This is a genomic window from Flavobacterium sp. N1736 (assembly GCF_025947065.1).
Classification (GTDB): Bacteria; Bacteroidota; Bacteroidia; order Flavobacteriales; family Flavobacteriaceae; genus Flavobacterium.
Genome location: NZ_CP109994.1, coordinates 3874423 through 3887593, shown reverse-complemented (window position 1 = coordinate 3887593; position 13171 = coordinate 3874423). Strand labels below are relative to the sequence as shown.

Genomic DNA, 13171 nt, shown 5'->3' with positions numbered 1-13171 from the left:
GAAAAGCGCTTTTTATAAGCGCTTTTTTTATTATTTATTTTTTCTATCAAAATACTTAAATTTATAAATATTTTAGATTAAAAGTGACCTTCATAAATTAATTTTAAGCGAAAATTTTAGTTCTTCCAGCTCAATTATCATCTTTTTAAAATTGATTATTTAAAACGCTTTATTTTAGTTTTAGATGTAATTTTACTCCCGTTTTACGCTTATTAACAACGTTTTGTTTATAACTCTGGTTTCTTCTAATTTTAGAATATGAGCACAAAAATCGATTCAAAAATCAAAATTTGCATCAACTTTACGTATCAATTTATTTGATTAATTTTAAATAAACAGTTGATTATATTTATTATTTATTAAATCTATCGTATTTATTAAAATTATAGTTATTTTAGATAAAAAGTGACTTTCATAAATCATTTTTAAGACATTTTTTTAGTTCTTCTATCTCTTAACTCATATTTTAAATAATAGTTGATTTTTAAGCCTTATTTCACTTTTAACTATCATTTTTCTTAGTTTAACGGGTTATTAACATACAATTGTTTATAAAGTTGCTATTTTTAGCCTTATACCAAAAGTCAATAATGATTTTATAAAATTGAAATTTTCACTCAAGATTCAAAACAGAAATTATTCAAACTAAGAAAGACATTTTTTATTTGAATTGATTTCTATCTGATTTCTTAAAAAACAAATTTATGTTCTCATTTCAATTGTGATTTTTATTTTGATAATATTTCAGCGTAAAAGTATTTTTCAAAATGACACATAATTTCAAAATTCCATAAAATTAGCTTTGTGTAGTATTTCAATTTAAAATTTCATTACGATAATTTTTAATCACTTAAATTTAAATCTATGAAAATTTTATTTTTTACGCTATCTATTTTATTTGCCAACATTTCAATTTCTCAAACACATCAAATTACAAAACACAATGGGGAACAACTTGATGTTAATTTTATTAAAGCTGAAAATGATTTAGTTTACTATTCCTTAAACGGAAGTTCTGAAGAACATAAAATTAGCAAATATGCAGTTTCACAAATTACCAATAAACAAACAAATCAAACTCAAAAAATATCAAACAAAGTTATAATAGATTCGAAATCAGATTATAAAATGGTAACCGTTTTACCTCAGGAAAAAACAATAGGTTTAAAACAAGCGGCTGCTTTTAGTGGCGTTTCGACAAAAACAAAAGGAGAACCGCCAATTGCAAATAAAAATCATACTGCAATGAGAATCAAAACTCAATCAGCTTCAAGTGGTTATCCTTTTGTAAGCATCATTGAAAAAGATAGTAAATATCAGGCGGTAGCTTATATGTATTAATTTTAGTGTTAAATTTTTAGTAAATGTATTTTAATCAATTTTTTATATTTCAAAAAACTGTACCTTTAGTATTCATTTAAATTTTAATATTATGTCAAATAATTCAAATACAATTGCAGCTATTTTGGCTGGTGCTGCAGTAGGAGCAGCGATCGGAATTTTATTGGCTCCGGATAAAGGCTCAAATACAAGAGCTAAACTAAAAGAAGGTTTTGATGATGCAAAACACAATTTAAAAGATTCATTAGGAGCTACTTCTGATGTTCTTCGTGAAAAATTTGCCGGAGCGACTCAAAACCTTGACGGAACTTTAGATGAGTTACTTTCAAATGTTAGTCATAAAACGGAAGAAGTGATTACTTTTTTAGAATCAAAATTGGCAGATTTAAAAGCTCAAAACGCTAAACTTCAAAAATAATAATTCATAAAGCACAAAACCTGCTTCTTTTATAAGTCGGTTTTGTGCTTTTTTTTAACTTAAAATCTAATTATGGCTTTTGAAGAATTAAAAGAGAATACCGAAAATATTCAGGATCAGGCTAAAGTTTATCTCGAAAGTCATTTGGCTTATTACAAACTTTGGGGTTTTAAAGTTGCTATGAAATCCACAACTTTAATTTTAAAGTTTGCTTTAATCTTATTATGTTTTAGTATGGTTTTACTTTTTGGATCTGTAGCGGCAGCTTTTGCTTTTAGTGCAATATTCGGAAGTTATGCTTTAGGATTTTTAACAGTAGGAGGGATGTATCTTTTGGTCACTATTTTACTTTTCTTAATAAAAGATAAGATTGTTGAAGGTCCAATCTTAGAGAAATTTTCAGAAATATTTTTTAACGATTAATTTATGGAACCAAAAAAATACAGCTCGTACGCAGAGATCGAAAGAGATCTTGAGATTTTAAAATTGGAGAAAGAAATTAGTTATCAGAAATTGGTTTTAAGTTTTCAAAAAACAAAGGAAACTATTACACCTCAAAATATTGTTGGTGGATTATTTTCTTCCTATAAAGATTATTTTTCAAATTCATATGTAAGCATTATACAATCTATTTTACCTTATATTATTGGTTGGTTTATTAATAAAAAAAGAGGCAATTAAGCCTCTTTTTTATTTTATCTATTCTTTTGTTTCCGGTTGAATATCATCTTCGTAACCAGATTGTGGCTGAATTGGTTTTGGTTTTTCTATCTTTTTATTATTCTTTTTCATCATTTCACCAACCTGGTTTGAAGCCGTAAATGATGCGACCATATTATTCAACATATCACTTCCGGCTTGTGGAGAGTTTGGCAATAAAATTAAATTAGAATTTGCATCGGCTCCAATTGCCTGCAAAGTATCATAATGTTGCGTTACCACAATTAAGGCAGAAGCTTCTTGAGAATTGATTCCAACATTGTTTAAAACTTCAACACTTTCTACAAGACCTCTTGCAATTTCACGACGCTGATCTGCAATACCTTGTCCTTGTAAACGTTTACTTTCAGCTTCGGCTTTTGCTTTTGCAACGATTCTAATTCTTGAACTTTCAGCTTCAAATTCTGCAGCCGTTTTTTCTCTGTCGGCAGCATTAATTCTGTTCATTGCATTTTTTACCTGAATGTCCGGATCAATATCTGTTACTAAGGTATTGATAATATCATATCCGTAAGTTGTCATTGCTTCGTTCAATTCTCTTTTTACTGCAATTGCGATATCGTCTTTTCTCTCAAAAACATCATCCAATTTTAGTTTAGGAACTTCGGCACGAACGACATCAAATACATAAGCAGTAATTTGATCGTGTGGATATTCAAGTTTATAAAAAGCATCGTATACTTTTTCCTGAATAACTTTAAACTGAACCGAAACTTTCATTTTGATAAAAACGTTGTCTTTCGTTTTAGTTTCGATGATAACATCTAACTGTTGAATTTTAAGATTTACACGTCCGGCCAATCTATCAACTATTGGAATTTTTAGTTGTAATCCTGAATTTCTTACGCTATGGAATTTTCCAAATCTTTCAATTACAACAGAACTTTGTTGTTTTACAGTAAAGAAGGACGACATGAAAATAAAGAAAGCGAGGACTAAAATGATAATAAGTGCTGTACTCATAATGATATTAATTTAGATTTTATTAATTTTTTAAAATTACGAATTATATAATGACATTGATCTATATATTAATTTCTTTAGAAGATTTCATTTGTTAATTTTTATTCTATTTTTGATTCCAATTAAAACCAAAACCAAAATTTATGAAAAGAATACTTTTTAGTATTGCCTTACTTTCTTCTGTTTATTTATCAGCTCAAACTGTTATTGTTGATGAAAAGTTTGAAAAGAAAAATGAACCTACAGGATTTAGATATCTTCCTAACTCAAAAAAGCTTGTAATTTTTAAAGGAGAAACAGTACCGTTAGGTATTATGGATGGTGAAACCATTTTTTTCATGACAAAGTCTGCTTATAGTTTTGATGAAAACGGCAGTAAATCTACTTTGTTTGAAAATGAAAAATTAGCCAATTGTACATTCTCGGTAACTGAAAATTCTTTTAAAGCCTATGGAGGAGATAAAATATCAACTAAATCAGATCTAAAATATTACCTAAATAATGTTTATAATGGTAGTATTAAGAAAGACGATATTAAAAAGAGTGGCAATAATTATTTTGGAGTTGTAAATAGTAATAATCAATTTAAACAGAGAATAGGAGAGTCCTTAGGTAAACTTTTTTTTTACAGCCTTTTTTATAGTTCTTTTAATGATTTTTATGATTTGGGTTTTACAAATCAGAAAGGTAAGGACAAGATTAATTTTGAGAAAGATGAACTTTATTTAGAGGTTTTTGATTTAAAATCCAACCAAAAAAACAGAGTAAAATTAGAAACGCCAAAGTTAGATTTATTAAAAGGAAATTCATTAATAGAATCAACGGATGGAGTGACTTTTAGTTGCAGGCTAAAAGGAAATGATACTTTTGATATGGTGACAAAATCACTTTCAACAGAACAAAATGAAACTACTATTTATAAAACTACTTATGATATTCAAGGTAAGAAGATAAAGGATGTAGCGCTGAAATTAAATTTAAAGGACAACTTTTTTGTTTTATCTTCCTGTGGTAACGGTTATGTTGACAATTTTGTTTGGGATGTACAGGCAGTCAATAATTATTACGAAGATTCTAAGAATGGTGATATGTATGTTTATGGAATCTATACCAATAAGAAATCTAAAATTCATAAAGGTTTTGACCCTGTTGGATTTTATATTTTTAAGTTTGATAAAGACGGAAATAAAATATGGGAATCTATTAATCCACTCAAAGATAAATATTTTGAAGATGTATGTTGTAGTTTGAGCTTTAAGCTTAATTTATTTGTATACAATGGAAAACTTCTTTTTACTAATTCTGTAAATGAAGCTACTGAGTTTTCTAATTATGCTGTCATTGATAAATCTTCTGGTAATGTATTAAAAATGAATAGAGTAAATTATAATAATACGACAAGTTTTGCTAGAACCAGGGCGTTTATTAATAATACATACGACAAAGAAAGTTTGAAGAATAAAGCATTTTCACCTGTTTCATTTGTTGCGATGGATCTTAGTCCAACTATGGATAGCTATTTAAAAACAATTCCAAGTAAGGGAAATTCAGTTTATTTTGAAACTGTTTTTTCTGATCAGGGAATTTGGTTAATTGAAACTGATAACAAAGAATATTATAAAGTTCTCTTATTTAAAGACTAAAAAAAAGCTCCCAATTTGGGAGCTTTTTTGTTTTATAAAGTAGCAATTGCTTTTTGAATTCTTGAAATAGTTTCTTCTTTTCCTATAATTTCAACAATGTCAAATAGGTGAGGACCTTTTAAAGCACCAACCAAACTCAAACGGAAAGGCTGCATTACTTTACCCATTCCAATTTCATTTTTCGTTAACCAGTCTTTTACGATTGCTTCAATATTTGCTGAATCAAAACCATCAATATATTCAAGAGTCGAAATCAATTCCTGCATTAAAGCCGGTGTTTCTTCCTTCCAGTTTTTGCTTGCTTTTTCATCATAAGATGTTGGAGCCTGGAAAAAGAAATCTGTCAAATCCCAAAATTCAGAAACAAAGTGGGCACGTTCTTTAATCAATGAAACGATCCTTGTTACATCATATTTAGAAATATCAACGCCTTTTTCAACTAAAATAGAAGAGAAGCTTTCCGCTAAATCAGCGTCATTTTGTTTGATTAAATATTGATGATTGAACCATTTGTTTTTTTCCGGATCAAATTTAGCTCCGGATTTATGAACTCTGTTCAAGTCAAAAGATTCTACAAGTTCTTCTAAAGAAAATAATTCTTTATCAGTTCCATCATTCCAACCTAAGAGCGCAAGGAAATTTATAACTGCTTCCGGGAAAAATCCTTTTTCTCTGTAACCGGATGAAATGCCTTCTTCAGTTTTCCATTCTAATGGAAACACAGGAAATCCTAATTTATCTCCATCTCTTTTTGATAATTTTCCGTTTCCAACGGGCTTTAAAATCAAAGGTAAATGTGCAAATTCCGGAGCATCCCAACCAAAAGCTCTGTACAATAAAACGTGAAGCGGCATTGATGGCAACCATTCTTCACCACGAATTACGTGTGAAGTTTCCATCAAGTGATCATCAACAATATTGGCTAAATGATACGTTGGCATTCCGTCACTTTTAAATAAAACTTTATCGTCAAGTAAACTAGTTTCGAATTTTACGTCACCACGAATAATATCTTTTAAATGCAAAGTTTCGTCAACCGGAGTTTTAAAACGAATCACATAATGTTCTCCATTTGCAATTCTTTTAGCAACTTCTTCAGCAGAAAGTACCAAAGATGTATCTAACTTTTCACGAATGGTATGATTGTAAATAAATGTTTTTCCTTCAGCTTCTTGTTCTTTTCTTAAAGCATCAAGAGCTTCAGGAGTATCAAAAGCATAATATGCCCAACCAGAATTGATCAATTGATCGGCATATTTTTGGTATAAATCTTTACGATCGCTTTGTCTGTACGGACCAAATTTTTCATTTTTTCCAACGGTTTCTTCAGGAGCAATTCCTAACCATTCTAATGCTTCCATAATATAAGCTTCGGCACCGGGAACAAAACGAGTTTGATCTGTATCTTCAATTCTTAAATAAAAAACACCATTGTTTTTTTTGGCAAATAAATAATTAAATAGGGCAGTACGAACGCCGCCAATATGTAAAGGTCCTGTTGGACTTGGTGCAAAACGCACACGAACTTGCTTTGACATTTGTTTAAATTTTGATGCAAAGATACAACATTCGTCAAAAGTCAAAAGTCGAAAGTCTCAAAGCTTTTGTGTTAAGATTGGAACTTTTGACTTTCGACTTTTGACTTTCAAACTTATACTTATAATTACTACTTTTATGGGTTATAATTAAAAGAGATTTTATTTTGAAAACAACATCTGCTATATATCTAAAATTAGAAGCGTTTATTAAAAAATATTACACTAACGAATTGATAAAAGGAGGACTTCTTTTTATCGGTTTCGGATTATTGTACTTTCTGTTTACGCTTTTTATTGAGTATTTCCTTTGGTTAAAACCTCTTGGAAGAACACTTTTATTCTGGATATTTATAGGTGTGGAAGTTTTCCTTTTGTTCCGATTTATTTTGTTCCCGATTTTTAAGTTGTTCAAACTTCAAAAAGGGATCGATTATAATCAGGCTTCAACCATTATTGGAAATCATTTTACAGAAGTAAGTGATAAACTGACCAACTTTTTACAGCTTTCTGCTTCTGAGAATTCAGCTGAAAGTTCAGAATTAATGTTGGCTTCAATAGAACAAAAAGCAAATTCATTGCAGCCAATTCCGTTTGGAAATGCAATCAATTTTAAAACAAATAAGAAATATTTGCCATTGGCAATTATACCACTTTTGCTTTTTGCTGTGTTTTATATTTCAGGAAACAGCAATATTATTTCTCAAAGTTTAAATAGAGTAGTGCATTTTAATGCGACATTTTTACCGCCGGCTCCATTTAAATTTATGGTTTTAAATGAGAATTTGCAAACAGAACAAAACAAAGATTTTGTTGTAAAAGTAGAATCTGTTGGAAATGTAGTTCCAGAAAATGTAATGATTCATATTGGCAGCGAAAGCTATTTTATGGAATCATCTGTACCGGGAAAGTTTGAATTCAAGATTGAAAAACCAGTATCAAATGTTGAATTTTCATTTGAAGGAAATTCAGTTTCATCTGAAGAATATGAATTGAAAGTGATCACAGTTCCATCAATTGCAAACTTCGAAATGGTTTTGAATTTTCCATCTTATCTAAAAAAGAAATCAGAAACTATTCAGGGAACAGGAAATGCAATCGTACCGGAAGGAACTTTGGTAACCTGGAAAATGAATACACAATCGACTCAGGAGATTGTTTGGAAGGATGAGAACGCCATATTTAAGTTTAGAAAAGCAGAAAACGAGTTTAAATTGGCTAAAAACATTAGTCAAAACACAGAATATCAAATCCTTACTTCGAATAATAAGGTCAAAAACTACGAAAAACTAGATTATCAGGTGACTGTTATTAAAGATCAGCATCCAACAATCACAGTTTCGCCTGCGCCGGATAGTTTAAAGCTGGATAAAAATTATGTCTTAGGAAGATTAAGCGATGATTACGGTTTATCAAAATTACAGATTGTTTACTACGAACGTAACAAACCGCAAACGGCAAAGCGTGGAACTATTCCGGTAAAGCAAACCGTTTTTGATCAGTTCGTTTTTAACTTTCCAAGTAATCTTGCAGTAGAAGAGGGAGTGTCTTATGAATACTATTTTGAGGTTTTTGATAACGATGCGCCTCATGGATTTAAGAGTACAAAGTCTTCTGTTTTTTCTGATCGTGTTTCGACTACAGATGAAGTTCAGGATATGGAATTACAGCAGCAAAATGACAATATCAATAGTTTAGAAAAGTCTTTAAAAAATCAGAATAAACAATTTTCTGAGATGGATAAGATTCAAAAAAGCGGAAAGGAAAAAGATAATTTAGAATTTAAAGATCAGCAAAAAGTAAATGATTTTATCAAACGTCAGAAACAACAAGACGAATTGATGAAACAATTTGCTGAGAAAATGAATAAGAATTTAGATAAGTTTCAATCTGAAAAGAAAGATAAAACTGCTGATGATTTACAAAAGCGTCTGGATAATGCAGAGAAAGATTTAGAAAAGAATCAGAAGTTAATGGACGAGTTGAAGAACTTAAATGACAAATTACAGAGCGAAGAGTTGTTTGATAAAATGGAAAAATTCAAACAAATCAGCAAAAACCAGTCTCGTAATTTGGAACAATTAGTTGAGTTAACCAAACGTTTTTATGTTGAAAAGAAAGCAGAACAGGTTGCAGAGAAATTGAACAAATTGGCAGAAGAACAAGAAAAGCTTTCTAACAAAGAGGGAGAAAACACTAAAGATAAACAAGACGATATTAATAAAGCGTTTGATAAAATCAAAGAGGATTTAAAAGATTTAAAGCAGGAAAACAAAACTTTAAAATCTCCAATTGATATTCCTTCTGATGCTTCAAAAGAAAAAGATGTTGATTCTGATTTGCAAAAAGCGTCTGAAGAATTAAGTAAAAAGAATACTTCTTCAGCTAAGCCAAAACAAAAAAGCGCGGCTAAGAAAATGAAAAGCATGTCTCAGGAAATGCAGTCAAGTATGGAAGGCGGCGATCAGGAACAATTGGAAGAAGATGTTGCCATGCTTCGTCAGATTCTTGATAATCTTTTAGCATATTCTTTATCTCAGGAAGATGTAATGAAACAATTTAAATCGATGAAATTAGGTTCGTCTGCATATACAAAGAACATAAAGATTCAGCAGAATTTGAAACAGCAATTCAAACATGTTGATGATAGTTTGTTTGCATTGTCTTTGCGTAATCCAAAAGTAGCAGAAGATGTAACAAAAGAAATTGGAAATGTTCAATACAATATTGATAAAGCTATCGAAACTTTGACTGATGTTCAAATTCCAAAAGGAGTTTCTCACCAACAATATGCCACTTCATCTGCAAATAAATTGGCCGACTTTTTAAGTGATTTATTAAACAACATGCAGATGTCTATGTCTAAACCTGGAGCAGGAAAACCAAAACCAGGTGACGGACAAGGAATGCAATTACCGGATATTATTCAAAAGCAAAAAGGACTTGGTGATAAAATGAAAGAAGGAATGCAGCAAGGCAACAAACCCGGTGAAGGAAAACAAGGACAGAGCGGAGAAGGAAAACAAGGTCAGGGAAAAGAAGGTGGTAAAGATGGAAATGGAAAAGAAGGACAAGGAAAAGGAAATCAAGGAAAGAATGGTGATAGTAAAAATGGACAGGGAAGTAAAAATGGTGGCGAAGGAAAAGACGGAGAGAATGGAAATGATGGAGAAGGAGATGCGGAAGCGATCATGGAGATATATAAAGAACAAGTAAAACTTCGTGAAGCGTTGCAAAAAGAATTAGCAAAACAGGGATTAGATTCTCAAGGTAAATCTGTAATCGATCAAATGAAAGCTTCAGAAAAGCAGATTTTAAATAAAGGTTTTAAGAATGAAAACCTGCAACGTATACTTAATATTCAACAGGAATTATTAAAATTAAACAATGCAGTTCAACAACAAGGTCAGGATACGAAACGTCAATCTGAAACAAATAAAGCTGAATTTACAAATAGAACGAATGCTTTACCAAGCTCACTTTTAGAATATTTAAACAGTGTAGAAATTTTAAATAGACAATCACTACCTTTGCGCTCGAATTTTAATCAAAAGGTTCAAGAATATTTTAATACAAAATGATCAATTTTAATTACGAAACCGAATTTACCTTAGACAACGAACAAGCCTTTTCTGATTGGTTGAGCGCTGTAATTGTTTCTGAAAGTAAAAACGAAGGGGAGATAAATTACATTTTTTGTGATGATGAATATCTTCATAAGATAAATGTAGAATATCTTAATCACGATACGCTTACAGATATTATTAGTTTTGACTACACAGTTGGAAACGAATTGAACGGAGATATTTTTGTTTCTGTAGAAAGAGTAGAAGACAACGCGAAGGATTTTAATGTTTCTTTTGAAGAAGAATTAAAAAGAGTTCTTGCTCACGGCATATTACATTACTGTGGATACAAAGATAAATCAGAAAAAGATGCAGATTTAATGCGTTCGAAAGAGGATGAAAAGATAGCAATGTTTCACGTGGAACAGTAGAAAGTAGTTTCAGGTTTTTCTTGTTTCAGGCTTCAGGCTTAAAATTATTATTGAAACATGTTTTAATTGTTCCACGTGAAACACGCTATTTTGAATTAATGTTTTAAAAGATGTTTCACGTGGAACAATTAAAAAAATCTCAATTTTAATATTGAATTTAAAATGTTTCACGTGGAACAGGATAAGGTTTTTAATCCTGTATTGAAATGTTTCACGTGGAACATTTAGTTTAAAATTTGATCTGATGTTTTAAGAAAAGAAAAGTAAAGATGTTTCATGTAGAACTTTATATCGGGTGATACCTGAAACTTGAAGCAAGAAAAACCTGAAACAAAAAACCTGTTCCACGTGGAACAAAAGAGTATAAAGTTAATTCTGAGAACCGACTTAAACGGTATCCCAGAGAATAAAAAATAAAATGTTTTTAGAAGAATACGATGTTATAGTTGTTGGTGCAGGTCATGCTGGATCTGAAGCTGCGGCCGCCGCTGCAAATTTGGGTTCAAAAACTTTATTGGTTACAATGAGCCTGCAGAACATTGCGCAAATGTCTTGCAACCCGGCGATGGGCGGAATTGCAAAAGGACAAATTGTGCGTGAAATTGATGCGCTTGGAGGATACTCAGGAATTGTTTCTGACCGAACTGCAATTCAATTTAAGATGTTGAACAAATCAAAAGGACCTGCAATGTGGTCGCCAAGAGTTCAAAGTGATCGAATGCGTTTTGCCGAAGAATGGAGAATGATGTTGGAGGGAACTCCAAATTTGGATTTCTACCAAGAGATGGTAAAAGGTTTGATTATCGAGAACGGAAAGATAAAAGGAATCAGAACTTCGTTAGGAGTTGAGATTCGATCTAAATCTGTTGTCTTGACAAATGGAACTTTTTTGAATGGCTTAATTCATATTGGTGAAAAACAATTTGGTGGTGGAAGGGCAGGCGAAAGTGCTGCAACCGGAATTACCGAAGATTTGGTTAAAGCAGGTTTTGAAGCAGGCAGAATGAAAACAGGAACACCGCCACGAGTTGATGGACGTTCTTTGGATTATTCTAAAATGAACGAAGAAAAAGGAGATGCAAAACCGGATAAGTTTTCTTATTCGGATTTAACCGTTCCGTTAACGCTTCAAAGATCTTGTCACATGACATATACGTCTTTGGAAGTTCATGATATTTTGAGAGAAGGTTTTGATCGTTCGCCAATGTTCAACGGAAGAATTAAAAGTCTTGGACCAAGATATTGCCCTTCGATAGAAGATAAGATAAATCGTTTTGCTGATAAAGAGCGTCACCAATTATTTGTTGAACCGGAAGGTTGGAATACTTGTGAAGTTTATGTAAACGGATTTTCAACTTCGCTTCCGGAAGATATTCAATTTAAAGCGTTGCGTTCTGTTGTTGGATTTGAGAATGTGAAATTCTTCCGTCCTGGATATGCAATCGAATATGATTATTTTCCGCCGACGCAATTAAAACATACTTTGGAAACAAAGTTAGTCGAAGGTTTATATTTTGCCGGACAGATTAATGGAACTACAGGATACGAAGAAGCAGCTTCTCAAGGTTTGATGGCCGGAATAAATGCGCATTTAAAAGTGCATGAAAAAGCCCCGTTAATTTTAAAACGTGATGAAGCTTATATTGGTGTTTTGATTGATGACTTAATTACAAAAGGAACAGAAGAACCTTATCGTATGTTTACATCAAGAGCGGAGTATAGAACATTGTTGCGTCAGGATAATGCTGATTTTAGATTGACACCAATGTCTCATGAAATTGGTTTGGCTTCTGAAGCACGTTTACGCAGAATGGAAAAGAAGTTAAACGAGTCTGAAAAGATGGTTGCTTTCTTTAAAGAAACAAGTGTTTCGGTTGCCGAAACAAATCCTATTCTAGAAGCAAAAGAAACAGCTCCAATTACGCAAGGCGATAAAATGTTTAAAGTTTTCTCTCGCCCTCAAATTGATTTAGAGGATATGATGAAATTTGAAAAAGTAAAGGAGTATATCGAAGCCAATGATGTTGATCAGGAAATTTTGGAACAAGCCGAAATCCAGGTTAAATATTCTGGTTATATCGAAAAGGAAAGAAACAACGCAGATAAACTAACTCGTTTAGAAGAAGTGAAGATTCCGGAGAATTTCGATTATAATAAAATTAAATCAATGTCGATTGAAGCAAAACAAAAATTAGGCAAGATTCGTCCTGTAACAATTTCTCAAGCTTCAAGAATAAGCGGAGTGTCACCAAGTGATATTTCGGTTTTGTTGATTTATATGGGGAGGTAGAGAAGTTTTCAGTCTCAGTATTCAGTTTGCAGTTTTGAAACAGCTGCTGAATACTGAGACTGTAACATGAATTGTTCCACGTGAAACTTATAGGAAAGTTCCAGTCTAAGTATTCAGTTAGAACTGTAAACTTAAAACTGAATACTGAGACTGTTTTTTGTATTGTTCCACGTGAAACTATTTTGAAATAGAAAAACATTATAAAGATTTTTGACATAGTTTGTCATTCCGAGGAATCTCCGAAAGAAACTCCTCAATCTAAAG

The 13171-nt window shown here is 31.5% G+C and carries 10 protein-coding genes; 8 read left to right on the top strand and 2 right to left on the bottom strand.

Annotated features, from left to right (window positions below):
* Positions 1-864: 864 nt before the first annotated feature.
* From OLM54_RS16435 to OLM54_RS16420, 4 genes are all read left to right on the top strand, one after another.
* Positions 865-1341 (top strand): hypothetical protein, encoded by a 477-nt coding sequence (locus OLM54_RS16435; protein ID WP_264535657.1) that lies wholly within the window; start codon positions 865-867, stop codon positions 1339-1341.
* Positions 1342-1432: 91 nt separating this feature from the next.
* Positions 1433-1759: a YtxH domain-containing protein gene (locus OLM54_RS16430; RefSeq protein WP_264535656.1), complete on the top strand. Its 327-nt coding sequence runs from the start codon at positions 1433-1435 to the stop codon at positions 1757-1759.
* A 72-nt stretch (positions 1760-1831) separates the two neighbouring features.
* Positions 1832-2182, top strand: a complete 351-nt coding sequence (locus OLM54_RS16425; RefSeq protein WP_264535655.1) for a competence protein — start codon at positions 1832-1834, stop codon at positions 2180-2182.
* A 3-nt stretch (positions 2183-2185) separates the two neighbouring features.
* On the top strand, positions 2186-2440 hold the full coding sequence (locus OLM54_RS16420) for a DUF6327 family protein (protein ID WP_264535654.1): 255 nt from the start codon (positions 2186-2188) through the stop codon (positions 2438-2440).
* A gap of 18 nt (positions 2441-2458) precedes the next feature.
* Here OLM54_RS16420 and OLM54_RS16415 read toward each other — a convergent pair whose 3' ends face one another.
* Positions 2459-3442: an SPFH domain-containing protein gene (locus tag OLM54_RS16415; RefSeq protein ID WP_264535653.1), complete on the bottom strand. Its 984-nt coding sequence runs from the start codon at positions 3440-3442 to the stop codon at positions 2459-2461.
* 143 nt (positions 3443-3585) lie between these two features.
* Between OLM54_RS16415 and OLM54_RS16410 the strand changes: the two genes are divergently transcribed.
* Positions 3586-5085 carry a hypothetical protein gene (locus OLM54_RS16410; protein WP_264535652.1) on the top strand — a complete coding sequence of 500 codons (1500 nt, stop codon included), beginning with the start codon at positions 3586-3588 and terminating at the stop codon, positions 5083-5085.
* A gap of 32 nt (positions 5086-5117) precedes the next feature.
* Here the strand turns inward: OLM54_RS16410 and gltX are convergent, their stop codons facing one another.
* On the bottom strand, positions 5118-6623 hold the full coding sequence (gene gltX / locus OLM54_RS16405; protein WP_264535651.1) for a glutamate--tRNA ligase: 1506 nt from the start codon (positions 6621-6623) through the stop codon (positions 5118-5120).
* Between the two features lie 164 nt (positions 6624-6787).
* Here gltX and OLM54_RS16400 point away from each other — a divergent pair, with 164 nt between their 5' ends.
* The 3 genes from OLM54_RS16400 to mnmG all read left to right on the top strand — a co-directional run bounded on the left by OLM54_RS16400 (position 6788) and on the right by mnmG (position 12907).
* Positions 6788-10201: a DUF4175 family protein gene (locus OLM54_RS16400; RefSeq protein ID WP_264535650.1), complete on the top strand. Its 3414-nt coding sequence runs from the start codon at positions 6788-6790 to the stop codon at positions 10199-10201.
* Complete coding sequence (ybeY, locus tag OLM54_RS16395; protein WP_264535649.1) at positions 10198-10617, top strand: rRNA maturation RNase YbeY; 420 nt, start codon at positions 10198-10200, stop codon at positions 10615-10617. Before OLM54_RS16400 ends, ybeY begins: the two co-directional genes overlap by 4 nt.
* Positions 10618-11035: 418 nt before the next feature.
* Positions 11036-12907: a tRNA uridine-5-carboxymethylaminomethyl(34) synthesis enzyme MnmG gene (mnmG, locus tag OLM54_RS16390; protein WP_264535648.1), complete on the top strand. Its 1872-nt coding sequence runs from the start codon at positions 11036-11038 to the stop codon at positions 12905-12907.
* Positions 12908-13171: the final 264 nt, after the last annotated feature.